The 23,710-nt window shown below is 62.1% G+C and carries 19 protein-coding genes, 1 tRNA gene and 2 pseudogenes; 11 read left to right on the top strand and 11 right to left on the bottom strand.

Annotated elements, in window-relative coordinates; translation table 11 throughout:
• Positions 1-64 precede the first annotated feature (64 nt).
• Both FJ970_RS02750 and FJ970_RS02745 read right to left on the bottom strand, forming a co-directional pair.
• Positions 65-370: a hypothetical protein gene (locus tag FJ970_RS02750; protein ID WP_140758733.1), complete on the bottom strand. Its 306-nt coding sequence runs from the start codon at positions 368-370 to the stop codon at positions 65-67.
• On the bottom strand, positions 371-1,186 hold the full coding sequence (locus tag FJ970_RS02745; RefSeq protein WP_140758732.1) for a hypothetical protein: 816 nt from the start codon (positions 1,184-1,186) through the stop codon (positions 371-373).
• A gap of 319 nt (positions 1,187-1,505) precedes the next feature.
• Between FJ970_RS02745 and FJ970_RS33840 the strand changes: the two are divergent.
• Positions 1,506-1,697 (top strand): annotated as a pseudogene (locus FJ970_RS33840) (hypothetical protein); the annotation flags it as partial.
• Between the two features lie 196 nt (positions 1,698-1,893).
• Here FJ970_RS33840 and FJ970_RS02735 read toward each other — a convergent pair.
• Complete coding sequence (locus tag FJ970_RS02735; RefSeq protein ID WP_181178574.1) at positions 1,894-2,076, bottom strand: hypothetical protein; 183 nt, start codon at positions 2,074-2,076, stop codon at positions 1,894-1,896.
• Positions 2,077-2,298: 222 nt separating this feature from the next.
• On the opposite strand from FJ970_RS02735, the pseudogene FJ970_RS02730 reads away from it, so the two are divergent.
• A pseudogene (locus FJ970_RS02730) lies at positions 2,299-3,311 on the top strand (IS110 family transposase).
• A gap of 976 nt (positions 3,312-4,287) precedes the next feature.
• Positions 4,288-8,343, top strand: coding sequence for an NACHT domain-containing protein (locus FJ970_RS02725; RefSeq protein WP_140758731.1), 4,056 nt, complete (start codon positions 4,288-4,290; stop codon positions 8,341-8,343).
• 406 nt (positions 8,344-8,749) lie between these two features.
• On the opposite strand, the gene FJ970_RS02720 is transcribed toward FJ970_RS02725, so the two are convergent.
• From FJ970_RS02720 to FJ970_RS02710, 3 genes are all read right to left on the bottom strand, one after another.
• Positions 8,750-9,943 carry an IS91 family transposase gene (locus FJ970_RS02720; RefSeq protein ID WP_140765937.1) on the bottom strand — a complete coding sequence of 398 codons (1,194 nt, stop codon included), beginning with the start codon at positions 9,941-9,943 and terminating at the stop codon, positions 8,750-8,752.
• A 3-nt stretch (positions 9,944-9,946) separates the two neighbouring features.
• The gene (locus FJ970_RS02715; protein WP_140765935.1) at positions 9,947-10,852 is read right to left on the bottom strand and encodes a tyrosine-type recombinase/integrase; all 906 of its coding nucleotides are present in this window, start codon (positions 10,850-10,852) and stop codon (positions 9,947-9,949) included.
• A gap of 201 nt (positions 10,853-11,053) precedes the next feature.
• Positions 11,054-11,305 carry a helix-turn-helix domain-containing protein gene (locus tag FJ970_RS02710; protein ID WP_081296097.1) on the bottom strand — a complete coding sequence of 84 codons (252 nt, stop codon included), beginning with the start codon at positions 11,303-11,305 and terminating at the stop codon, positions 11,054-11,056.
• A 91-nt stretch (positions 11,306-11,396) separates the two neighbouring features.
• Here FJ970_RS02710 and FJ970_RS02705 point away from each other — a divergent pair, with 91 nt between their 5' ends.
• Entirely contained in the window at positions 11,397-12,038 is a 642-nt protein-coding gene (locus tag FJ970_RS02705) for a hypothetical protein (RefSeq protein WP_227792006.1), read from the top strand.
• 24 nt (positions 12,039-12,062) lie between these two features.
• On the opposite strand, the gene FJ970_RS02700 is transcribed toward FJ970_RS02705, so the two are convergent.
• Together FJ970_RS02700 and FJ970_RS02695 are read right to left on the bottom strand one after the other, a co-directional pair.
• Positions 12,063-12,139 (bottom strand) — tRNA-Arg (locus FJ970_RS02700).
• Between the two features lie 271 nt (positions 12,140-12,410).
• Positions 12,411-13,898, bottom strand: coding sequence for a sensor histidine kinase (locus FJ970_RS02695; protein WP_140757418.1), 1,488 nt, complete (start codon positions 13,896-13,898; stop codon positions 12,411-12,413).
• 276 nt (positions 13,899-14,174) lie between these two features.
• Here FJ970_RS02695 and rpmH point away from each other — a divergent pair, with 276 nt between their 5' ends.
• The 5 genes from rpmH to FJ970_RS02670 all read left to right on the top strand — a co-directional run bounded on the left by rpmH (position 14,175) and on the right by FJ970_RS02670 (position 19,142).
• Complete coding sequence (gene rpmH, locus FJ970_RS02690; RefSeq protein WP_008833937.1) at positions 14,175-14,309, top strand: 50S ribosomal protein L34; 135 nt, start codon at positions 14,175-14,177, stop codon at positions 14,307-14,309.
• A gap of 14 nt (positions 14,310-14,323) precedes the next feature.
• Positions 14,324-14,677, top strand: coding sequence for a ribonuclease P protein component (gene rnpA / locus FJ970_RS02685; RefSeq protein ID WP_027040889.1), 354 nt, complete (start codon positions 14,324-14,326; stop codon positions 14,675-14,677).
• Positions 14,678-14,691: 14 nt separating this feature from the next.
• Positions 14,692-16,512, top strand: a complete 1,821-nt coding sequence (yidC, locus tag FJ970_RS02680; protein ID WP_140757416.1) for a membrane protein insertase YidC — start codon at positions 14,692-14,694, stop codon at positions 16,510-16,512.
• Positions 16,513-16,896: 384 nt separating this feature from the next.
• Positions 16,897-17,115, top strand: a complete 219-nt coding sequence (locus FJ970_RS02675; RefSeq protein ID WP_140757415.1) for a hypothetical protein — start codon at positions 16,897-16,899, stop codon at positions 17,113-17,115.
• Positions 17,116-17,168: 53 nt separating this feature from the next.
• Positions 17,169-19,142, top strand: coding sequence for a protein-L-isoaspartate(D-aspartate) O-methyltransferase (locus FJ970_RS02670; RefSeq protein WP_140757414.1), 1,974 nt, complete (start codon positions 17,169-17,171; stop codon positions 19,140-19,142).
• 14 nt (positions 19,143-19,156) lie between these two features.
• On the opposite strand, the gene FJ970_RS02665 is transcribed toward FJ970_RS02670, so the two are convergent.
• The 3 genes from FJ970_RS02665 to FJ970_RS02655 are packed head-to-tail and all read right to left on the bottom strand — an operon-like array spanning position 19,157 to position 22,450.
• Positions 19,157-20,704: a DHA2 family efflux MFS transporter permease subunit gene (locus FJ970_RS02665; protein WP_140757413.1), complete on the bottom strand. Its 1,548-nt coding sequence runs from the start codon at positions 20,702-20,704 to the stop codon at positions 19,157-19,159.
• The gene (locus FJ970_RS02660) at positions 20,701-21,993 is read right to left on the bottom strand and encodes an HlyD family secretion protein (protein ID WP_140757412.1); all 1,293 of its coding nucleotides are present in this window, start codon (positions 21,991-21,993) and stop codon (positions 20,701-20,703) included. Before FJ970_RS02660 ends, FJ970_RS02665 begins: the two co-directional genes overlap by 4 nt.
• Positions 21,986-22,450, bottom strand: a complete 465-nt coding sequence (locus FJ970_RS02655) for a MarR family winged helix-turn-helix transcriptional regulator (RefSeq protein ID WP_140757411.1) — start codon at positions 22,448-22,450, stop codon at positions 21,986-21,988. Before FJ970_RS02655 ends, FJ970_RS02660 begins: the two co-directional genes overlap by 8 nt.
• Positions 22,451-22,626: 176 nt before the next feature.
• Between FJ970_RS02655 and FJ970_RS02650 the strand changes: the two genes are divergently transcribed.
• Complete coding sequence (locus FJ970_RS02650) at positions 22,627-22,941, top strand: hypothetical protein (RefSeq protein ID WP_140757426.1); 315 nt, start codon at positions 22,627-22,629, stop codon at positions 22,939-22,941.
• Positions 22,942-23,063: 122 nt separating this feature from the next.
• Complete coding sequence (locus tag FJ970_RS02645; protein WP_181178400.1) at positions 23,064-23,702, top strand: CatB-related O-acetyltransferase; 639 nt, start codon at positions 23,064-23,066, stop codon at positions 23,700-23,702.
• Positions 23,703-23,710 lie beyond the last annotated feature (8 nt).

Here is a 23,710-nt window from a genome sequence, read left to right as displayed (position 1 = left end):
CATGAAGCCGGGAGCGATCTCGTTGAGGATTGCGCGCTGCTTAACGTTCTCCACAATTTGCCAGCTAGACGGGTGAGCGTTCCAGGAAATCTTCGAGGAAGGCCGCGACGGAATCTGCCGCGGATGTTCCGTTGTTGCAGTCAGCGCAGGCGGCGTACTCCATCCCACCCGGACGGTGGCGCCCCTCGAACATGACAATAGGCGGCATGTGTTCCTGCTTGTCGGCAGGCCCGCCACAATCAATGCAGTTCGGGTCGGCGGCCATCACCGCCGCCCGACTGCGGGTTCTTCTTCCTGACTTGCGGTCCATGGCAATTTTCATCGTGACAATACGATGCTTTGAGTCGGTCGCCAGTGTGTCATGCAGCAACTAGGCGTCAGTTCCGTTCGGCTCCTGCTGATAGGCCATCCACTGTTTGCGGACTTGCGTTGGTTCGCCGCACGCGAAGCATTCGGTCATGATGTTCTCAACTAGATCGCGCTCGGGGGTCCCGTTCTCCTTCCCGCATTTTTTGCATTGCCACCGGAGTTTGCGCAACTCGATGTCGAGTACGTCGCCTACGTGTACGACATCGTAGACGCGGCCGCATTCACTGCAGATGACGATCACGCCCTTTTCAATGTGCTCGGCGCGCCGGTGCATCTCAAATCCGCAAGCGCATCTCATCGTCCAGCGCGGGCCGGTCATGTGAAGGTGCCATGACTGCGAATCCAGAACCTTACGAAGCTCCGGCATATATTCTTGGCAGCGTTCCCGAAAGATCGCAGGCGTGGCCTCCTGCCCTTTCTCGACCTGGTCAATCGTAGGCACATGCAGCGCGTTGCCAAGCGCGTTATGCGCCTTGTTGGCCCACTTTACCGAAAAACGGTAGTCCTGTGTGCCGAAGTCGTGCCACTCCCCGGTCTTTGGGTCCTGGACGCTTAGTAGTTGTGGAGTTGTCGCGTATTTATCGATTTCAAGCAGCTCATCGAGCACCTTTTTAGGTTGCCATTTCGCGAGCTCGCCTTTCGACAATTCAGAGCGATAGAGACAGAGCATTCCGTAGCAGATGGCCTCCACGCAGAGCCGCAATTCGATGCAGGCATATCTTGTAACGTCGTCATCTCCGCTGCGGAGGAGTCGTTCCGCCGCTGCGAGATGGTCTCGTGCCCTCTGCCGGTATTGGCTCGGCAATTTCTTTGTCATTCGGCTTATCCGCTGCCCGAAACCCTAACTGTGGTATTGCCAGCAATTTCGACATTCTGCGAGGGGCAGTTGTCGTAAAGGTCGACCACAAACCGAAGCTGGCGCTGAATGCGACTTAAAAAACCTCGCTCGGCGCGACATGCCGCGCATCGAGAATCTCGCATAGTTTCCACACCAAAGCTGCATTGTCGGAAAGCGCCCCAGGTCAAGAGAGCGGCAACGTTCATATCCGTCTGAGCATGCTCGGGCCAGGGGCTTTCGAGCAGCCGGTGCGCTGCGCCATAGCGGACGATCCGCTATCGAGCGAGCTATTGACGCCATGCCGTCGGCACGTGGGACGCTGTGGCGACAGTATAGCCGGCTGCACGATCCCGTTATGAAGATAGTCGCGCGCAACGAGACATGCCGGGGCTTCATCGCTATCCCCGGCGTCGGGCCGGTGACTGCGCTTTGGTTCATGACGGCCATCGATGATCCGTTGGCGGCGGCCATGCTCGATCGAGTTTTGCATCATTGTCACGTCATCCAGACAGGCGGCCCGAGCTATCGGGTTCGCCATGTCAAGCAGCGGCTCAAGGCCCCAAACCGACGTGGAAACCGCCGATGCATAATACCTCAATCCGCAACAGCCGTGCGCGAGCAGCCCGCCTGCGCCATGCGAGCCGCTCCGGCGGGCTGCTCGTCCGCATTGTCATCAACGCCCGTTCCTACTTGCGGAAAAACTCCCTGTTGCTTGACGCCAAGCGATCGCCAAACACCCCTGCCATCGCAAAGCCTGTTTCGCGGTGGCGTGCAAACTGGCGGTGATGATGGTCGCGATCAGGACCGACGGCGCGTTCTAGGTCGGCGATCCGGCGGCAAGCCAGGCGGATGCCGCGCGCCGCGCCCATGGCAAGGCGCGCAAGCTTCTGTGAGCGCGTCGATGAGCGGTTCGAGCGCAGTTCAGACGCACGGCGCCGGCGCGCTGACGGGCGCCATCTGACACAAGAGATCCGCTCCGGCGGATGAGGACCTATGCTGACCAGGAACGACAGAACGCACGTTATCTTATGGGATGGCCCGCCCTCCAGTTCCAGCCAAACTGCTAGTCCGTGTCAGAAGGAGGAAGGAAAATGAACATCGTCGTACTCGGAATCGATCTTGGAAAGACGCTCTGCAGCCTGGTCGGCCTCGACCGTGAAGGAGCGGTTGTGCTGCGTCGTCGGATACGCCGTGCGTCCCTTACTGCATTCGTCGAAAAGCAATCACACTGCCTCATTGGCATGGAGGCGTGCTGCGGTGCTCATCACCTCGCGCGTCAGTTCGTCATGGGCGGACATGAGGTTCGGCTGATGCCGCCCGAGTATGTGAAGCCGTACGTGAAATCGCACAAGAACGATGATCGCGATGCGGAGGCAATCGCCGAAGCGGCGACACGGCCCGCCGATCAAGTCGGAAGAGCAACTCGATGTGCAGACTTTGCACCGTGCCCGCGAGCGGCTGGTCGGCACTCGGGACGGCGTTGATCAATCAACTGCGCGGCGTACTTTTCGACCGCGGCATCGTCATCGCCAAGGGGCGCCCAAAGCTGAACCTGTGGCTGCGCGAGAACCTGCCGGACAACACACTCCTAACCGCCAGGATGCGGCAACTCGTTGATGACATGGTCGACGAATTGCACGCGCTCGATCATCGGATCAAGCAGCTCGATCAAGAGTTCGAAGCGCTCGCGAAGAGCGATCAACGGGCTCGTCTGTTGCGCAGTGTTCCGGGCATTGGCGCGCTCAACGCAACGGCGCTGGCAGCAGCGGTCGGCTACGTGTCGGCGTTTGCGAAGGGGCGTGACTTCGCTGCTTGGCTGGGGCTTGTTCCACGTCAGATCACGACCGGCGGCAAGCCGCGCCTGACGGGGATCAGCAAGCGCGGGAGCACCTACATGCGCGTGCTGTTGATCCATGGTGCGCGAGCGGCATTGCCATATCTGGCGCGAATGGACACCCAGATCGGCGCCTGGCTGCAGGCACTGCTCAAGCGCGCCAAGCGCAACGTCGTGGTCGTTGCGCTTGCCAATAAACTGGCCCGGATCGCCTGGGCGGTGATGTCGAACCAGCGCCCCTATGAAGCCGCAATGGCCTCGAAGGGGTAACGAGTTGGTCGAGCGGGAGCGTCCCGGCAACTGCTCGGCCGCATGAAGTCTGCGGGAGGATGTACACAGAGATGGCCCAACGGTTGATCGGCGTTCGGCAAACCTGTCGCAGGCAGCGGCCCTTTCGAGGTCGTGTATCTTGTTAGGAGCCGGGCGTGCGAATCTCCATCTTGGCAGGGCGCGCAGAGCGCCGAGGCCGGATACATTGGTGCAGACCGGTTGTTCCACCCAAAACATTCTGCTTGCAGACGGGGCGGGCCATACATTGCCTGCGGCCGCGCCGATGGGAAGACGGCCGGACCGCGCCGGATTGCCTGTGACGCTGCTCCGACACTCCGATGGAAAAGTGCGCCACGACGGTTCCCGTGCTGCAAATAAGCAGCGCTGCTACCCCGTCGGAGAGCGCGGAAAACTGCACGGCGCATCGGAACTCAACGTCACACTACGGAATCGTGGCATCGAGTATAGAATAGTATATTATCGTAGATTGGAGGACGAGTGACGATGACAAGAAAGTCTCGCAAAATACGACCGATTAAGATGGCAAGATAAAAGGGCGCACATTGTGCGGCCGTCGGTTGGTTGGATTTGCTAGGTTTCTTGCCACTTTCGGCACATTGCGGCGCCTCGGCACAATGTCCAGTTGTATAATAAGTTATTGATCTAGCGTGGGAATCTACAACGTGCGAGGAGCATCCGCGACCAACACAGGGTTTGCCGCCTGTCTTCAAACTTCCGCAATGGGGCCCCCGATACCAGACAGACCGGTTTGTGACACGGTGAGGCGATAGTCGCCGTTCTTTGGTCCAGGCTGAACCCGTCGTTAGTCGCTCCACGTCATCGATTTGGTGGCGTCGACCGTCTAATCTGTCGAAGAAACAACGGTGAGCTGCACGGGACTATCCACAGGGATTGCTGCTAGCCAGCCAAGGAACCGCTTTTATTCTTTGTCACCGGCACGCGGCGCCAGTATTTTGTGCTGATGAGAATTGCATCACTGGACCGTAGGGTCCTTGTTCATAGCGAGTCAGAAGCGAGCGAGTGCGCCCTGAGCGCGCTGCGCGATCGTCCGTTTGTCGTTCTGCTCGGCGAACCTGGCCTCGGCAAGTCCACGGCGCTGCGTTACGAGTCTGGGGCCGAGGGCGCCGAGGTCTTTACCTGTCGAGATGCTATGAACGGCGCCCCGCTACCCGTTGGCGAGACGCTCTATCTTGATGCATTGGACGAATATCGCACGGGTGAGAACGGCAAGGACAAGCTCCTGCAACTCGCCAATACCCTGTCCGCAAACAAGAACCTTCGTTGGCGCCTCACCTGCCGGGCAGAGGACTGGCGCGAGGCCGCCGATCTCGGAGCCATGCGACCGGCGGCTAGCAATGGCGCGATCACCGTGGCGCGTCTTCTGCCCTTGGATGAAGGCGAGGCCCGAGCCGTGCTGACGGCGCTTGGGGCCACTGATCCGAGATCGTTTGTGATTGAGGCACGCAATCGCGGCGCCGAAGCCTTTCTCGAGAGCCCTTTGAGTCTCCGCTTGCTTCATTCGGTGGTAGCTGCCGAGGGTATATGGCCAAGCAGTCGTTTTGAACTGTTCGAAAAGGCCATCTGGGCGCTGGCCCACGAGCACGATTCTGAACGGGCGACAGATCCCAGGCCGAGCGTTGAAGCAATCGTCGAAGCCGCTTCAAGACTGTGTTTCTACGCCCTTGCTTCGGGCGCTAAGGCGCTCTGGCGCTCAAATGCGCCGCCGCCCCATTTGGGCGGCGCCAATGAGTATTTGACCACGAATGCTCTCAATCTGGAGCCTAAGCTGGCGGATGCAACGCTGGACACGGCATTGTTTCGTGGAGAAGGTCACATCTTCGAGGCCTTCCATCGCACCGTGGCGGAATTCCTCGCCGCACGCTTCTTGGCCAGGGTCGTGACGGGCGCGGGAAGCAACCCGACCTTCCCATTGCGGCGCGCAATCGCGCTCATCACCGGCCGAGATCGCAAGGCACCAAGCGAACTTCGTGGATTATATGCGTGGTTCGCAGCCCATCTTTCCAGGCGGGGAGACGCACAGGGCGCACTCCGTCTCATCGATCGCGATGCCGCCACCGTGTTGGCCTATGGCGACGCCGCCGCTTTCGACACCTCGGGACGAAAAGCGATTCTCCTCAATTTTGATCGTGACGATCCCTATGTCCTTTCCTCGCAGAGGGGAGCGACCGTGCTCGGTGGTCTTGCCGGCGAAGACTTGGCAGGGGATTTCGCGACGATCCTGGACAAAGACGTCCGCACTCACCTCCAGGCCACGGTCTTGCAGGCTCTCGCAGAGGGGCCTTCGGTTAAGGGGATTCAAAGCAAACTTCTTGCGATTGTACTCGATGCCGGTCGGCCGTTGTGGATGCGGGAACGCTCTTCGGAAGTAATTGTCCGGGCCAGCGAGGATCGAACCGCCGCACGTCGGGCCTTGCTAGTTGAACTGGAGCGTCAGCCCGACACCGCCAGCCAAGTGGTGCTACGGGCCCGGCTTTTGGCAGGAATGCCGGCGGACGCAATAAATTCATCCGAAATACGAAAACTTCTGGCCGACTTCGGCGCACTTCCCGCGTCATCGGACGATGATGAAGTTGAAGATCGCGGAGCGTTGACCGCGCTTGCTCTTGCCCTGCGTCGCTCGGCTCCCGAAGATCTTTTCGATGTCCCGATTTCGCAGGGGACGACAAGCGCGCTGCGGCAGAAATCGCAAATCCGCTCCTTCATCGATCAGGTACTGGCCTCCGCGATTGATCGATGTCCCGATCTCGGGGCCGACCGCCTGTGGACCTGGATAAACAATGCCCGGGAGCACGTCTGGGACATGCTGGACAGCACTGTGGTCGAGGCGATGCAGAACTGGGTCGATATTGACCCTCCCCGGCGGGAACTCGACTTCTTTCTCGCCATGTCGCGAACCGGGGAGCCCACCGACGGACCTTGGGTCGTTGTGAATCACTACATCTCGACCATGCGCCGGCTTGCTTCGGCGTCACTGGTCGAGGGGCTCTTTGCATTGGCGCGGAGCGAGGCGAAAGGGTCAGGGCGCAGGCGACTGTTTGAGATTGCCGCATATGCTGCGCGCGGAGAGGCGCATTGGCCGACATGGCGCGAGAAGGTCGTCGCCATTCTCAAAGAGGAAGGTGGCTACGCGGAGTTCATAAAAGCGCTTCTTTCCGACCCGAACGCCGAGTGGAAAAAGCAGGAGGCGCAACGGCAGGCCAAACTAGAAGCCAAGACTGACGCTTCCCGGAAGAACAATATCGCTGCCTTGACCCCGAAGCTCGCCGCGATTGCCAGCGGTGTCGAGAGTGAGTTCAGTGCTTTGAAATGGGCTGCCGATCACTACCGCAATGCGCGGATATCAAAGAAGGACAACCCTCTCGCTAAGGTCACCACATACACCAATGACGAGATTGCAGCCGCCATTGCAGAAGGGTTCATCCAATTCGCGATCCACACCGACATCAAGGTCGATGCTGAGAGCCTCGGCCGGGCCGAGGCAACGAACGGGGCCTATCCGCAAGAATGGGTCGTCGCGGCTGGTCTGCATCAAGGCCTGTTGCATGGTCGGCAAGCTGAGCTTGCTGAGACACCTTTGGTCTGCGCGCTCGTCGGACTGCGCCAGAGCTATTTCAGCGGCGAGGATGGGCCGTCGCTTGTCACGTGGGCCGTTCAACGTCTTGCGCAAGATCGAGAACACGGTGTCACCCAAATGTTGCGGTACTGGAACGCCGCCCTCGACGCTGGCGATGACGATCTGGATGGCCTTCACCACCTTGTGAGCGCCAGAGAGCTTGGGTTGGTAGCTGCCTGCCTTCAGGAGCTGCTGAAGAACCGGCCAAATCTGCCGATGCCCGCGTTAGAGCAGGCGCTGGTCGCCGGCGCATCGATACTCGCTTCCGAAGAACTGGCGCGCTTCGCGTCATCAGCCGTGCAACGATCCAATCTCGGCCATGAACAGCGGCAGATTTGGAGTTTTGTCGGACTGGCTCTCGATCCGACAACTATTCCCGCTGAACTGTCCGACGAGGAGGTCCAGGGCATTTTGTTGAGGCCGAACGGGGCTCTTGTTGAGGCATTCTACGAACGGTCTCCGCAACCCGATGTACTGGATCGCTTCCGGATTGCGGTTCTTGCCAGAGCGCATGAATCCGTAGACGATGATTGGCGTCACTCGAACACGGTCAGTGGCATCGTCAGGGCTGCGATCCGCCGGCTGAGCGCATCCAAAAACTCCGATGCTGGCGACTTACTCAAATCGCTTGCTTCAGACGTTCATCCAAGTTGGAGGCCGCAGCTCGCTCACTCGGCCGCCGAACACGCCAGAATGATGCGGGATGACCTTTACGTCGCGCCGCCAGTGGGAGACCTTGTCACAGCGCTTGCGGGCGGCGCTCCAGCTAGCCCGGCCGATCTCGCGGCGGCGGTTCTCGAAGAGGTCGATCGATACAGGACGACGCTGCGAACCGGCAGCGAAACACCGTGGAAGCGGTTCTGGAACACGGACAAGGACGGGGCTGCAACCACGCCGCAGATCGAGAACGAGGACCGCGATCGGCTCCTTGAACTGCTGCGGATTCGCCTCGAGAGGTACGGTATTGTCGCCAGTCTTCCTGAGGCGCGGCGTGGCGAAAATACCAGGGCCGACGTCCTGCTCCTCAGCCACGCTGGTAAGAATCTGCCGATTGAGGCGAAACGTCACTACAATAGAGAGCTGTGGTCAGCACCCTTGGAACAACTCGCCGGCTATGCGGCCGATGCGGGCGCCGATGGGTTTGGGATCTACCTCGTCTTTTGGTTCGGCATCGAATTTCCGCTCCCCCGCCGGAGTGACGGAGACATACTCCCGTCCACAGCAGAGGCACTCGAAACAATGCTTCGAAGTGATATTCCGGAATGCTTACAGGACAAGTTGGCGATCGTCGTGCTGGATGTTTCCCGTCCGACAACGATGGCCACGATTATGACCCGGCGCGGTCAGAAGCGCTCGAAAAAGCAGGACGGTCGGTAGCTGCAGAGACCCGTTTCCTCACGTTTGAACGAAGGACGCCGAGTTCAGCCGGCCCGGCTGAATGTCCGCATCCAGCAGACGGCTACTACAAGATTGACGACCTATATTGGGAAGGGTTTCGGGTGCCGTCAGGCGTACGAAAGCCTCTCATGCAGGAACCCGCGGGCTACAGTCGATGTCTATGGGGATTTCGATTTGCGGCTGATGTCGGCGATAGCGCGACCGTCGCCGGGAAGCGCCGGGATGGATGCGGACAGGCGGCTTCGTTGCGCCTCCGCGCGATGTTGTCGGCACGGTAAGCGGCTGAAGGCGGCCCCGTCGGCGTCGACGATCACCATGGACGCGTTTGGGTCCGTTACCGGAGGCTGAGGGCCTGCGGTTGAAGTCTCGACTATTCCATGCCGGGTCATAGAGCGGTCTCCCGGTTCGTCGCGGTAGCGTCCGGCGGTCCGCGTGGCTGCCTCCAGCGTTCGAGTACCTCGACGACGATCATGCGTCCGCCGCAGCACGGGCATGACGGGCGGAAGTCCTCCGGTTCGCCTGGTGTGTCGTCATCGGGTGGCGCAGCGACGCTCAGCAGTTCGCGGGCGAGCGCGAGGCTGGCCTTGCGGGCGGAGCCGGCGAGCAGGCCGTAGTGGCGGATGCGGTGAAAGCCTCGCGGCAACACGTGGAGCAGGAAGCGGCGGATGAACTCGTCTGTGGCGAGCGTCATGACCTGCTGGCGGTCGGCGCCGTCGCGGCGGTAGTTCTTGTAGCGGAAGGTGACGCCGCTCTCGTCGAAGGCGATCAGGCGGCTGTTCGATATCGCGACCCGGTGAGTATAGCGCGACAGGTATGCGAGCACCGCCTCCGGTCCCGCGAACGGTGCCTTGGCATAGACCACCCAGCGCTTCTTCCGGACTGGCGACAGGTGCCGCAGGAAGGCTCGCCGCCCGGTGAGGTACGCCATTGATCCGAAGAAGCTGAGCCGTCCGGCGTCGTGCAGCGCCATCAACCGGGTGAGGAAGAGCCGGCGGAACAGCTTGCCGAGCACGCGCACCGGAAGCAGGAAGGCCGGCCGCGACGAGACCCAGCGCTTCCCGCCGGGCGCGATGCCGCCCCCCGGTACGATCATGTGCACGTGCGGATGGTGAGTCATCGCAGAGCCCCAGGTGTGGAGCACGGCGGTGATGCCGATCCTGGCTCCAAGGTGCTTCGCATCGGCCGCGATGGTCAGCATCGTCTCCGACGCTGCCTTGAACAGCAGGTCGTAGGCGAGCGCCTTGTTGTGGAAGGCGATGTCGGCGACCTCGGCGGGCAGCGTGAACACGACATGGAAGTAGCCGACCGGCAGCAGGTCGGCCTGGCGCTCGGCCAACCATGTCCGCGCCGCTGCGCCTTGGCACTTCGGACAGTGCCGGTTGCGGCAGGAGTTGTAGGCGATCCGCCATTGGCCGCAGTCCTCGCAGGCCTCGACGTGACCGCCAAGGGCCGCGGTGCGGCAGTGCTCGATCGCCGACATGACCTTGATCTGGCCAAGGCTCAGATGACCTGCATGGGCGGCCCGGTAGGGTGGCCCAGCAGCACGGAAGATGTCGGCGACCTCGATCGAGGTGCGCACGGCTCAACCGGGCGGCGTCTTGCCTTCCATCAGCGCCATCAACCGATCGAGCGGCCCGGCGACCGCATGGATCGTCCGGGTCGAGACCTTGGTGTAGAGCGCGGTCGTATCGAGCTTGCTGTGCCCGAGCAGCACCTGGATGACGCGGATGTCGACATCCTGTTCGAGTAAGTGGGTGGCGAAGCTGTGACGCAGAGTGTGCGGACTGACGCGCTTGCGGATGCCGGCGACTTCGGCCGCCTCCTGGACGGCGCGGTGCAGTTGCCGCGACGAGATCGGCGCCGTGCAACTGCGGCCCGGGAACAGCCAGCCATGCGGAAGCATCACCCCGCGCCGCCTGCCTTCGCGCCACCACAGCCGCAGGAGTTCCAGAAGCTGCGGCGAGAGCATCGCGTTGCGGTCCCTGCGGCCCTTGCCCTGCTCGACGCGGAGCAGCATGCGCGTGCTATCGACATCGTCGACCTTGAGATGCGCGACCTCGGACACGCGCAGGCCCGCGCCATAGGCGACGCCGAGCGCGGCCTTGTACTTGATGCCAGGTGCGGCTTCGAGCAGCCGCGCCGCTTCCTCCACGCTCAGCACGTCGGGAAGCTTGCGCTGATACCGCATGACCACCAGCGCACGCGCCAGATCCCGCCGCTTCAGCGTCACCAGGAACAGGAACCGCAACGCCGAGACCGCGCCGTTGATCGTCGCAGGTCCGGCGCCACTCTCATGCTGATGAAGCTGGAAGCGGCGGATGTCCTCAGACGACGCCGCATCGGGCGAGCGGCCGAGGAACGCGGCGAAGCGCCGGACGTGACGAACGTAATCCTGCTGGGTATGCGAGCCCAGGCCCCGCATCAGCATGTCGTGCTGCATGCGCTGGCGAAGCGGGCTAATAGGTGCATCGGTCGATGGGGTAGCCATGGCGAGTTCCTCTCGTTGAAGGGAACTCCATCGTCAGATCGACGCCTCTACCCGCTCAAGGCCTATGACATGCACGCCATCTCAGAAGGAGGCGGCCCTCCCGCGCAGCGGGTTCGTGCATGAGGCGCAAAGCTGCGGCTCGCTCGCTACGGCGCTGTTGAGTGGCGCGCTCGCGAGCGGCTCGGACGGTCTTAGCTAGATTCAGTTTGGTTCTGCTGCCAATCTCTTGATGGCTGCAGAAGGGTCGAACCCCAGGATTTTCGCCAGATCGATGAATTCGACCACGTCGACGCGGCGTTGGCCGCTTTCAAGTCGCGCGACAAACGACTGATATTCGCCTAGCTTTTCGGCGAGCTCAGTCTGTGTCAGCCCGCTAGCCTCACGCTTTTCAATCAGCATCGTGATCAATGACTTGTGGCGCAGCGTTCCGAGCGTTTTCACCACCGGCCTCATCCAGTTCCAGATGAGGGCTTCAATTATATCTGATTTCCAGTTATCTTAAATTCAGATACGACCTAGCCATGTCGAATTGGAGGAATCCAAGATGGCGTCATCAGCAGCAATGAAACGCGACCCAGCTCTCGCCCTGTGGGCCGCATGGCATCGTGCGCAACATACGTCTCTGGTGCTTTGCAGGATCCAGCAGCGGTTGGAGACGAGAATTATCAGCAATACCGGAATTCAGGCATTGACCAGAGGCGAGATCAAAGAGCAGCCCATGCCAGCGATCGCACCGGACGGCGTTCAGTACGCTGTTGCTCGGGAGGCCGAAGTCTTAGCCGTGACCGAAGCGCTCAAACTTCAGGATGCGATTCCAGAGGTTTCAGCTCAGTCCTTAGCTGGCATCTTGGCCAAGTTGGAGGTGATCGTCGGAGCGGACCGCGATATCGGCGATCCGACCGATTTCCCTTGGCCACACATCGCTTCCGTATTGCGCGATCTGAAAGCTATTGCGGGCGATTTGCAGCCATACGAGTTGGACCGCTTCACCACTCGCGCCGATGTAACGAGGCATCTGCAGCAAGCGGCCCAACTCGTAGACCCTGTGGAGGCGGAAGAGGCTGCGGAACATATACGCCAAACTGCGAAATCGTTCGCGGAAACATCCGTTTTTCCAAAACCGGCTGAAAAACCGGCTGAATTTTGGAAATCGAGCCGGCGCCGTCTCGCGACAAATACCAAATAGCTGAGTGAAATCAACCGGATGAAATGGCGCGCCCGAAGAGATTCGAACTCCTGACCCCCAGATTCGTAGTCTGGTGCTCTATCCAGCTGAGCTACGGGCGCGCATCAGGCCATGTTTTCGACGGCCCCGCGATCCGATCCGAAAGACCGGCCGCGAATGTGTGCAGTTCCCTAACGACTGAATTTGCGAAAAGCAAGCCGATCCGGCAAAAGTTTTGTCGCAGGCCTGTCATGCGGCGATGCCGGCGTCGATCCAGGTCCTTCGAGCCGCTGTAAGGCCCGCCTAAATCCAGACGGCGGATGATCGGGAACGGCCAGCGACGCGCGATGGGTCTGGAAGGCAAGTAACCTCTGGAAACGGGCGCGGAAGCCGTCAGGCCGGGCGGCGCAGGCTGCCACGGGCCTGGTCGAGCCGCACCGGCTGGTCGGGGATGATGACGGCGAATGTCGTGCGCCCGCCAATCGACTCGATCAATTCCACCGTGCCGCCATGCGCCCGGATCAGTTCGTGCGCGATGGCCAGGCCAAGGCCGGTGCCGCCGCTGCGCGCAGAGCCGCGGAAGGCCGCGAACAGGTTCTCGCGCGCCTTCGGCGGCAGACCGGGGCCGGTGTCGGTGACGGCAATGCGGCTGACACTGCCCATGCGCTCGGCCGAGACCGCCAGCCGCCGCACCACGGCGCTTTCGGTATCGGCCGCCATCGCCTGCACCGAGTTGCGGCAAAGATTGGTGAGCACGCGGAAGAGCTGGTCGGAATCGGCGTCCACCTCGAAAGTCATATCGACGGCGTTGATGAACTCGATGTCCTGCTCGATGTCGAGCAGGCCGTGCACGTCCTCGACCAGTTGGCGCAGCCTCACCCTGCGGCGCGAAGGCGGCGGCTCCTGCGTGCGGCCGTAATGAAGCACGCCCTCCGAATAGGAGACGGCGCGGTCGAGCGCGCGCAACAGTTTTGGCGCGAAGGCCTGCACGGTCGGATCCTTGACCTGGCGCAGGCGATCCGACATCAACTGGGCCGAGGCCAGGATGTTGCGCATGTCGTGGTTGATCTTCGACACGGCGAGCCCGAGGTCGGCAAGATGCTTCTGCTCGGCCAGCATCTTTTGCAGCCGCTCCTGCATCTGCGACAGTTCGCGCTCGGCCACGCCGATCTCGTCGGCGCGGTCGGCGGGGTGAATGATCCGCCCGGGGTCGTCGGGAGCCTCGGAAAACGACAGCATCGAGCGCGTCATGGTACGGATCGGGCCGATCATGATCAGGTCGATCGCGGCATAGACGAGCATGGCCGTGAACAGCGAGATCAGGAGCGAGACGAAGGCGACGTTGCGCGAATAGATGAGCATGGCCTTGCGCAGGGAGTAGTCCGGCATGATCAGCTCGAACTCCTTGTCGCTGTCGCCGACCGGTCCGAAAACGCGCAGCATCCTGTCGCCGCCGAAGAACAGCGTGTCCAGCGCGCCGGTCATGCCCTTGACCATGCCGACGCTGGCGAGATCGATGTGTTCGTCGACCTGCGGCGGCATGTCGGCCACCACCAGAAGCCGCGAGACGCCGCCGTCGCGCACCGCGATCGCCTTGGCGCCGATGGCCATCAGCACATCATTCTGGGCCGTTCGCGACAGCGAGGTCGAATCGCCCTGCACCAGCACGATCGACACGGCAGCTGCCGTGCTCAGCCTCTCCTTGAGCCAGCTCAGCCTATAGCTGGCGATCCAGGGCAGGAAGATCAGCACTTCGGCCAGCAGCACGAAAACGATGGTGAGCAGCAGCAGCTTCGTCGACAAACCGCGCGACAGGGGTACAGTGCGGACAGCGGCTGACGCCGTTCCGGTCCCTTCCCCTGCTTGGCTGGCTTCGCTCATGCGACTCGATCTTCACAATCACTTGATCAGCCAAGATTAGGCGATTACGGCTTTTTTGCCAATTTCTCCCTTGGTCGGAAAAATAGATGCTCCAAAAAGGTGCGTCTTTGGCGCGCCGACGCCGGATTGACTTCCAAAACCCTTCTTTCTATAAGCCCGCTCACGCTCGGGCCATTCGTCCCGGCGCGGTTTCGATCGCGCCAAAACCGGCCCGGCAAAGCTCCTGTTACAGAGTGACAGAATCAAGAAGGGCCGCACCCCGCGGTATTAAAACAAATGAAGCGTACCTACCAACCGTCCAAACTCGTCCGCAAACGCCGGCACGGCTTCCGTGCCCGCATGGCCACCAAGGGTGGCCGTGGCGTCGTCGCAGCTCGCCGCAACCGCGGCCGCAAGCGGCTCAGCGCCTAAGCGAGACGGGATCGTTGCCCGCAACCGGAAAGCCAGTGGGCCAAAATCCCAAGCGGCTTCTGAAACGCGCGGAATTCCTGGCCGTCCGTCGTGGTGAAAAGCGACGCGGACGGTTTTTCCTCGTCGAGGTCCTCGACCGCGGCGACGGCGGGGTGCCGCGCGTCGGCTACACCGTCACCAAGAAGGTCGGCAACGCCGTTGTGCGCAACCGTGTCAGGCGGCGACTGAAAGAGGCCGTCCGCGTCCATGCGGCAGATGACATGGTGCCCGGCAATGATTATGTCATCGTCGGGCGCGATGATGCGCTGCGCGCGCCTTTCGGCCAGTTGAAGGCCGAACTCTCCCGCCGACTTCGCGGAACACGATAGGCCAAGGGCTCTCGATGGAAAACAACCGGAACTTCTTCATCACCATCGCGCTGTCGGTGCTGATCCTGGCGGTATGGCAGTACTTCTACGTGCTGCCACACAGCGAGGCACAGCGCGAGGCCGCCAAGATCGAGCAGCAGCGCATCGAGGAACAGAAGAAGGCGGCCGATGCGGCCAATCCAGGCGCATCGACGCCGGCGCCGGGCACTACGGCCCCGGGCGCCATTCCCAACGCCCCCGGCGGTGACGTCGTCACCGCCGCCAGCCGTGATCAGGCGCTGGCGGCATCCAAGCGCGTCAAGATCGACACGCCGAGCCTCGAAGGCTCGATCAATTTGACCGGCGCTCGGCTCGATGATCTCAAGCTCAAGCACTACACCGAGACCGTCGACAAGAATTCGCCCGAGATCGAACTGCTCAACCCGCAAGCGCTGCCCACGGGCTATTTCGCCGAGATCGGCTTTGTCGGCAACGACAAGACCGGCGCGGTGCCGGGTGCCGAAACGGTGTGGAGCGTGGACGGCAATCCGACGCTGACTCCGTCGACGCCGGTGACGCTCACCTACACCAACGACAAGGGCCTGACCTTCAAGCGTACCTTCTCCGTCGACGCCAACTACATGTTCACGGTGTCGGACACGGTGCAGAATTCCGGCTCGAGCGCGGTTTCGCTGTTCAACTATGGCCGCGTCACGCGCTACGACAAGCCGGCCGTCGCCAGCACCTATGTGCTGCATGAAGGCCTGATCGGCTTCACCGGCACGGAAGGCCTGCAGGAACACAAATACGCGTCGGTCGAGAAGGACAAGCAGTATCAGCCCGGTAAGTCGACCGACGGCTGGCTCGGTATCACCGATAAATACTGGGCCGTCACGCTGGTGCCGACCGAGAAGCAGCCGTTCCAGCCGCGCTATGCCTATTTCGAGGACGGCCGCCACCGCTACCAGTCCGACTTCCTGACCGACCCGATCAATGTCGCGGCCGGTCAGTCGGCGACCGTCGAGACCGAAATCTTCGCCGGTGCCAAGGAAGTCGCCAAGATCAACGCCTATGCCGAAGACCGCCATATCAAGCGGTTCGACCTGCTGATCGACTGGGGCTGGTTCCACTTCATCACCAAGCCGATGTTCTGGCTGATCGACACGCTCTACAAATTCCTCGGCAATTTCGGCCTGGCGATCCTCGCCACCACCGTCATCGTCAAGGCGCTGTTCTTCCCGCTCGCCAACAAGTCCTACGCGTCGATGGCGAACATGAAGAAGGTGCAGCCCAAGATGCTCGAGATCCGCGAGAAATACGCGGACGACAAGATGAAGCAGCAGCAGGCGATGATGGAGCTGTACAAGACCGAGAAGATCAATCCGCTCGCCGGCTGCTGGCCGGTGGCGCTGCAGATTCCGGTCTTCTTCTCGCTCTACAAGGTGCTCTACATCACCATCGAGATGCGCCACGCGCCGTTCTTCGGCTGGATCCAGGATCTGGCCGCGCCCGATCCGACATCGATCTTCAACCTGTTCGGGCTGGTTCCAATCACGCTGCCGCACATGCTGATGATCGGCGTGTGGCCTCTGATCATGGGCGTCACCATGTTCCTGCAGATGCGCATGAACCCGACGCCGCCGGATCCGACGCAGGCCGCGATCTTCACCTGGATGCCCGTCATCTTCACCTTCATGATGGCCGGGTTCCCGGCGGGCCTGGTCATCTACTGGGCCTGGAACAACACGCTGTCGATCCTGCAGCAGGGCGTGATCATGAAGCGCCAGGGCGCCAAGATCGAGCTGTGGGACAATCTGGTTGCACTGTTCCGCAAGAAACCCTCGCCGGCGGAATAGCCGGCGCCTCTTTGGCAAAGGAGCCCGCCCCGGTAAACCGTAAATTTGGGCGGTTAGGGAGCGCAGATTTGACGGCTGGGTCCTGTGTTCTACAGGGCTCAGCCTTTTAGTTTCAGTGATGCAGCGTGCGATGCCGTGGTCCGGCACGCGATAGGGACCAGGGACTGCGCCGGCATTTTCCTGGCCTCCCCTTATTGCCGGCGAATCAGCCGAACCTCGCTGCTGCCCGATTGTCCCGCATGGAACTTATTCCACGTTCAAGAGTTCGCGCATGAGGCTTCCTAAAAGCTCCCGCGTGGGAGGATCAGGTCGACCCGCCCATCCAAATTCAAGGCAGTGCAGCGGACCGACCTCATCACATGCTACTTGCAGCGAGGCATTCCGATGAGCAGCAACATTCATCCAAAGACACGCAAGCCCACCGACAAGGATTTGAAGCAGAATCCCGGAATTGGCGCCTCCAGGGGCACGATCAAGGGTGGCAGTCTTCTCGACGAGGACGAGGAACTGGACGGCGAGAACACTTTTGAGGGAGATGTCGATAACGACACCACGCCGCAAGGCGGCGTCAATCCCCGGCAGACCGGGCGCACCAACGAATAGGAGCCTGGCACGACGTCACGTAGACCCGATCAAACGCCTGATTGGAGGCTGTCATGCTGGATTTCGAGCACGCCAGGCATCGGATGGTGGAGGCGCACATCGCACGCCGCGGTGTGCATGACAAGCGCGTCCTGAATGCGGTGCGCCGGGTCGCGCGTGAGAAATTCGTCGACGAGGGTTTTGAGGAATTCGCTTATGAGGACAGCCCGCTGCCGATCGGCAGCGGACAGACGATCTCGCAACCCTTCATCGTGGCGAAAATGGCTGAGATGGCCGAGATCGAGGCGACCGATCGCGTGCTGGAAATCGGCACCGGCTCGGGCTACGCGGCAGCCGTACTGGCCGAACTTGCCGAACACGTCTTCACCGTCGAGCGGCATCGATCGCTCGCGCAACAGGCGGAACGGCGGCTCAATGCCGCCGGCTATCGAAACATCGAGGTCAGGGTCGGCGACGGCACGAAAGGCTGGCAGGAAAAGGCACCTTTCGACGCTATCGTCGTCGCGGCCGCCGCCACGTCTATTCCCCTCGGCTTGCAGGAGCAGTTGGAGATCGGCGGCAGGCTGATCATTCCGGTCGGTGAAGACGTTTACTCGCAGCGGCTCGTTCGCCTCACGCGGATTGCGGCAAACAAGTTCGAGGAGGAGGATCTCGGTGGCGTCATGTTCGTGCCGTTGATCGGTGAGCATGGCGGGCACGACGAAAACGCGCCGTCGGCGCGCGAGGCACCCCCTCCTCCATTGCCGCAGCAAATCGCGCGGGCGGCCGAAGATTTGCCGCCGATCGACGATCCGGCCTTCGGCGCAATGTTCGACCGGTTCGGCGACCGGCGCGCCGTCCTGCTCGGGGAGGCCAGCCATGGCACTTCGGAGTTCTATCGTGCCCGCGCGGCTGTCACGCGACGCCTCCTCCAGCGACACGGGTTCACCATCGTGGCCGTCGAGGCGGACTGGCCGGACGCCGCGCAGATCAACCGGTATGTTCGCGCGGAGGAACGGCGGTCGGATGCGCAGCCGCTCTTCCAGCGCTTCCCGACCTGGATGTGGCGCAACACCGAAGTGTCCGAATTTATCGGCTGGCTGCATGAGTACAACCGGGACGTGCCCGATCATGCGCGGAAAGCAGGCTTCTACGGACTCGATCTCTACAATATGAGCGGCTCGATCGCCACGGTGCTTGCCTATCTGGACAGGGTAGACCCCGAAGCGGCCGCCGTCGCACGCGAGCGCTATGGCTGTCTGATGCCCTGGCAGAATGAGCCCACCACCTATGGACGCGCTGCGCTGCGGCCGGGCTACAGAACCTGCGAAGAGGCGGTGGTGCGACAGTGCATGGATCTGTTCGGGCGATCCATGGCCGAGGGCGACGGCGATCTCCTCGACGCAAAACAGAGTGCACGGCTGGTCGCATCGGCCGAGCGGTACTACCGCGTGATGTATTATGGCGGCGCCGAGACCTGGAATCTGCGCGATCGGCACATGTTCGAGACGCTCGATCAGCTTCTCGAAACGCATGGCCGGGATTCGAAGGCCGTGGTGTGGGCGCACAACTCACATATCGGTGACGCACGGCATACCGACATGGGTACTGTCCGCGACGAGCTGAACATCGGCCAGCTCTGCCGGGAACGCTTCGGTGCGCGGACGGCGCTGATCGGCTTCGGAACAGATACCGGTACTGTCGCCTGCGCCTCGGATTGGGACGGTGAGATGGAGGTGAAGGACGTGAATCCTTCGCTGCCGCACAGCTTCGAGCGGCTGTGTCACGACAGCGGCAAACCGTCGTTCCTGCTGGATTTTGGGCGCCATGGTCAGCTCGGCGACGATCTGGCGGCGCCGAGGCCGGAACGCTATATCGGCGTTATCTACCGGCCGGAGACCGAACGGCTCAGCCATTACATGGACTCGTCCGTCTCCCGCCAGTTCGACGCCTTCGTCTGGTTCGATCGAACGTCAGCGGTCACGCCGCTCGGCAAGTCGGCCGACAGCACCGGCAAGGTACCGGATACGTTTCCCTTCGGCATCTGAATGCCGCCAAGACGTCACTCCATGACCGCGCTGTGGTCGATCTTTGCCGGCGTTCCGGGCTTACGCAGCAGGAGCACCAGCGGGATGGCGGCCAGCGACAGGATCATCATCAGCTTGAAATCGTTCATGTAGCTGATAACAGTCGCCTGCAGCGTCACCACACCGTCGAGCGCGGCGCGGCCGGCGGCGGTGTAGGGGTTCATTGCCTGGAAGATCGCCGTATCGCCGAACGCCTGGTTGAAGGGCGTCACATAGGTGGCGATGTTGGCGTGGTTGATCTGCACATTCTGCGTCAGAAGCGCGGTGACCACCGATATGCCGACGCTGGAGCCGATGTTGCGCGACAGATTGTAGAGGCCGGTGCCTTCCGCGCGCCGCTCCGGCGCCAGCGTGGCGAAGGTGATGGTGGTCAGCGGCACGAACAGGAAGCCGAGCCCCGCGCCCTGGATGAAGCCGGTGGAGATGATGGTCCATTGCGAAACGTCGGGCGTCCAGCCGGTCATGTCGTACATCGCCCAGGCGGTGATCAGCAGGCCGATGAGCAGCAGCCAGCGCGTGTCGACCTTGCCGATCAGCCTGCCGACCAGGAACATGCAGGCCATCGTGCCAAGCCCGCGCGGCCCCATGACGATGCCGGCCGTCACCACGGGATAGCCCATCAGCGTCTGCAGATAGGGCGTCATCAGCGCCAGCGAGGCCAAGTAGGTGATGCCGATGATGAAGATGAAGATCATGCCGACGGCGAAATTCCGATCGAGGAAAAGCCTCGGATTGACGAAGGTGTCGCGGGCGGTGAAGGTGTGGACAAGGAAGATGTAGAAGGCCGATGCGCAGATCACCGCCTCGACGATGATCTCCGACGACGAGAACCAGTTGAGCTGCTCTCCGCGATCGAGAAACATCTGCAGGGCCGCGATCGTGATGCTGAGCATGCCGAAACCCAGCCAATCCAGCCTTGCCTTGAAGTCCAGCTTGGTTTCCAGGACGTACAGCGACACGCCGGCGAAGGCCAGCGCGCCGATCGGCACGTTGATGTAGAACACCCAGCGCCAGCTGACATTTTCGGTCAGCCAGCCGCCGATGACCGGTCCCAGAACCGGCCCGACCATCACCGAAATGCCGAACAGCGCCATGGCGGAGCCGCGCTCTTCCACACTGTAGATGTCGAGCAGGATGCTCTGCGACAGTGGCACCAGCGCCGCGCCGAATAGGCCCTGCAGCAGGCGGAAGCCGACGATCTGAGGCAGCGACTGCGCGAAACCGCACAGCACCGAGGCGACGACGAAGCCGGTGATCGAGGTCAGGAGGATGCGCTTGCGGCCGAAGCGGTTGGCGAGGTAGCCCGAAGGCGGCGTCATGACGGCCGCCGCCACGATGTAGGAGGTCAGGACCCAGTTGATCTGGTCGGCGCTGGCCGAGACGCTGCCCTGGATATAGGGCAGAGCGACATTGGCGATGGTCGTGTCCAGCGCCTGCATGATGACGGCCAGGATCACGCAGGCGGTGATGGCGCCGCGATTGGCGACCACCGGCGTGGTACCTGTCGCGGACGCGCCGGTCATGACTTTTGTCCGAACAGGCCGATGAGATTGGTGAGGAAGTCCGGCAGGCCGCGTGCATGGCCCGTCTCGACGTCGACCACCGCGCTCATGCCGCCGCGCAGCGGAGGCTTGCCCTTCATATCATCGATCGTCACGCGCATCGGGATGCGCTGCACGACCTTGACCCAGTTGCCGGTGGTGTTCTGCGCCGGCAGCAGCGAGAAGCTCGACGACGAGGCCGGGCTGATCGAGGCGACGGTGCCGTGCCAGACGGCGCCCGGATAGGTGTCGACGCTGATCGTCGCCGTCTGTCCCGGCCGCACATAGGTCAGCTCGGTTTCCTTCGGTTCCGCCGCGATCCACAGATCGGTCGACGAGACCAGGCTGAACGCCGGCTGCGAAGCCGGCAGGTACTTACCGACCTGCAGCGCGTCGACATTGGTCACGGTGCCGTCGAACGGCGCCTTGACCACGGAATCGGCGAGGTTGCGCTGCGCATCGTCGACGCCCGACTGGGCCTGCAGGTAGAAGGGGTTCTTCTCCACCGGCTGGTTGGCGTCGCCGCCGAGCTGGGCGAGCGTGGCCTGCGCCTGCGCCTTGGCGACGGACACTTTCTGGCGGGCGGCGACGAGGTCGTGCTGGGCGCTGTCGAAAGACGCCTTCGAGGCGGTGGAGGTCTTGAGCAGATCCTGCTGCCGCTGGAAGGCGGCTTCGTAATAAGGGATGTCGGCCTGCGCCTGCTCGATCTGCACCAGCGACTGCTGGTAGCTCGCTTCCAGGGTCAGCACCTGGTTGCGTACCGTGCCGAGCTGGGCCTTAGCGGCGGCGAGAGCGGTCTCGAAAGAGGCCGGCCGCAGGCGAAACAGCACGTCGCCCTTCTTCACCGCCTGGTTCTCATGCACGTCGATCTCCTGCACCGTGCCGGAGACGTCAGTGGAGACGCCAAGCGACTGGGCCTGGATGTAGGCATTGTCGGTCGTCATCAGCTGGCCGCCGGTGACATAATAATAGCCGCCGACGACCAGCGCGACGGGAAGCAGCGCAAAAAGGACGGGCCGTGTCAGACCGCGCTTCGGTTTGGCCGGAACAGGAGGAGCAACGGCGGCGGCGGCCTGCCGTGGCTGCGGCTCTTTGGCCGGAGCCTCGAGCGCCGCCGGCTCCAGGGCGACCGGCGCTTCCAGCTCGTCATTGTCGATGACGACGTTGGTCCGCCTCTGCTCCCGCTCGTTGTCGAGCTGGATAATCTGGTCGGTCCGACCTGCCGGTGTCTCGTCTCCGGCAGGCTTCTTGGGGGATGTTGATTCAGCCATGTACTTTCTCCCGGTCGACGGCTGGCTGGGTGCAAGCCGCGAGCAGATTGGATTTGATCAAGCTTAGGGTTTGCAGCAGATGCTGCTGTGTCTCAGGCGAAAGGCCGGCGAAGGCCTCGTCTCGTGTTTTCTGACCGTTGCCGCGCATGATCCCGAGCAGCGGATGGGCCTGCGGTGTCAGGTAAAGCAGCCAGGCCCTGCGATCGGCGGGATCGGGCCGGCGCACGATGAAGCCGCGAGCTTCCATCTTGTCGAGCAGCCGGGCGAGCGTGATCGGCACGATCTCGATGAGGTCGGCGAGCTTGTTCTGGTGGATGCCTTCATGCAGCGAAAGGTACGCCAGCACCTGCCACTGGGCACGGGTCAGCCCCGATGCGCGCGACCGCTGCTCGAACCGCTTGCGAAGCAGGCGCGCGACGTCGTGCAGCACGAAGCTGATATTGGGCGAAGAGGGCATGGGAGGAGATCGGGGGTCGACTGACAACTTTTCGTGAGCATGCTTATTATCATCATGCACATAATCTTGCTGGACGCCCCGCGCAAGACCGATTAAGCCCCGAGGGCGAAAAAACGCATGGGCCACGGCGCGGAAAACGCGCCAGGGGGCGAGATTATGCGGCGAGGATTTTGGCGATGGATTGGATCAGGATCGCGGCCGTCACGGCTCTCATTGGGTGGCCCGCCGCCGCGGCTGCGAAGGATGCGGTCAGCTGTGGCGGCGCCGCCATGCTGGGCGGCGCGCAGCTCAACTGCAGCCATGTCGAACCCAAGGCACCGCCGCAATTCTGTACGTTCAGCTGGGATCTCCACACGATGGCGGGCGATCAGAAGGTCGTCGAAGGCACCTTCATGCTGCCGCCCGGAGCGTCGAACGTTCAGGTCTATCAAGGCAGTGGTTTCGACAGCGCGCTGTCAAACCCGATCGTGATCTGCCGCGGCAACAAATGAGCTTGTCCGCCACGGAAGGCTCGCTCGCCAGCCGATTGGTGCTATAGGGCGGATCACGTTATTTTGACCAGGCACGCGGATCCCGGATCCGCGTGGCTATCACTTCCTGGACGGACTTCGACATGGACGGACCCAACCCCGGCATCAAGCACCCGATCCCGATGCACACCCGCGTCGGCTTCCTGAAGCCTTTGGTCACGGCGCCGAACATCGAGATCGGCGACTTCACCTATTATGACGACCCTGACGGGCCGGACAAATTCGCCGAAAAATGCGTGCTGCATCACTATCCCTTCATCGGCGACAAGCTCACCATCGGCAAGTTCTGCGCCATCGCCGAAGGCGCGCGCTTCATCATGAACGGCGCCAATCACGCCATGTCCGGCTTTTCGACCTATCCGTTCAACATCTTCGGCCATGGCTGGGAAAACGGTTTTGACCCGGCGACCTGGTCGAAGGAAGTGCGCGGCGACACGGTCGTCGGCAGCGATGTCTGGATCGGCATGGAGGCGGTGATCCTGCCTGGCGTGGAAATCGGCCATGGCGCCATCGTCGCCGCCAAATCGGTTGTGACGCACGACGTGCCGCCCTATGCGATCGTCGCCGGCAACGCGGCGAAAGTGGTCAAGATGCGTTTCGACGACAGGACGATCCGGCGGCTGCTGGCGGTGGCATGGTGGGACTGGCCGGTGGACAAGATCGGCCGCAACCTCGACGCCATCAGGGGCGCCGACATCTCTCTTCTGGAGGCAGCAGCTTGAACGTTCCC

Origin of the sequence: Mesorhizobium sp. B2-1-8, from assembly GCF_006442545.2 — a bacterium.
GTDB lineage: Bacteria > Pseudomonadota > Alphaproteobacteria > Rhizobiales > Rhizobiaceae > Mesorhizobium.
Note: the sequence above shows the minus strand (reverse complement) of the source record. Positions and strands in the feature narration are given on the sequence as shown.

Coding starts and splice junctions, on each gene's coding strand:
- FJ970_RS02745 (WP_140758732.1), bottom strand. CDS start 1,186: ATGACAAAGAAATTGCCGAGCCAATACCGGCAGAGGGCACGAGACCAT.
- FJ970_RS02715 (WP_140765935.1), bottom strand. CDS start 10,852: ATGGCTACCCCATCGACCGATGCACCTATTAGCCCGCTTCGCCAGCGC.
- FJ970_RS02670 (WP_140757414.1), top strand. CDS start 17,169: ATGCTGGATTTCGAGCACGCCAGGCATCGGATGGTGGAGGCGCACATC.
- rpmH (WP_008833937.1), top strand. CDS start 14,175: ATGAAGCGTACCTACCAACCGTCCAAACTCGTCCGCAAACGCCGGCAC.
- FJ970_RS02650 (WP_140757426.1), top strand. CDS start 22,627: ATGGATTGGATCAGGATCGCGGCCGTCACGGCTCTCATTGGGTGGCCC.
- FJ970_RS02710 (WP_081296097.1), bottom strand. CDS start 11,305: ATGAGGCCGGTGGTGAAAACGCTCGGAACGCTGCGCCACAAGTCATTG.
- FJ970_RS02645 (WP_181178400.1), top strand. CDS start 23,064: ATGGACGGACCCAACCCCGGCATCAAGCACCCGATCCCGATGCACACC.
- FJ970_RS02705 (WP_227792006.1), top strand. CDS start 11,397: ATGGCGTCATCAGCAGCAATGAAACGCGACCCAGCTCTCGCCCTGTGG.
- FJ970_RS02660 (WP_140757412.1), bottom strand. CDS start 21,993: ATGGCTGAATCAACATCCCCCAAGAAGCCTGCCGGAGACGAGACACCG.
- FJ970_RS02735 (WP_181178574.1), bottom strand. CDS start 2,076: ATGGGCGCGGCGCGCGGCATCCGCCTGGCTTGCCGCCGGATCGCCGAC.
- FJ970_RS02675 (WP_140757415.1), top strand. CDS start 16,897: ATGAGCAGCAACATTCATCCAAAGACACGCAAGCCCACCGACAAGGAT.
- FJ970_RS02695 (WP_140757418.1), bottom strand. CDS start 13,898: ATGAGCGAAGCCAGCCAAGCAGGGGAAGGGACCGGAACGGCGTCAGCC.
- FJ970_RS02665 (WP_140757413.1), bottom strand. CDS start 20,704: ATGACCGGCGCGTCCGCGACAGGTACCACGCCGGTGGTCGCCAATCGC.
- yidC (WP_140757416.1), top strand. CDS start 14,692: ATGGAAAACAACCGGAACTTCTTCATCACCATCGCGCTGTCGGTGCTG.
- FJ970_RS02655 (WP_140757411.1), bottom strand. CDS start 22,450: ATGCCCTCTTCGCCCAATATCAGCTTCGTGCTGCACGACGTCGCGCGC.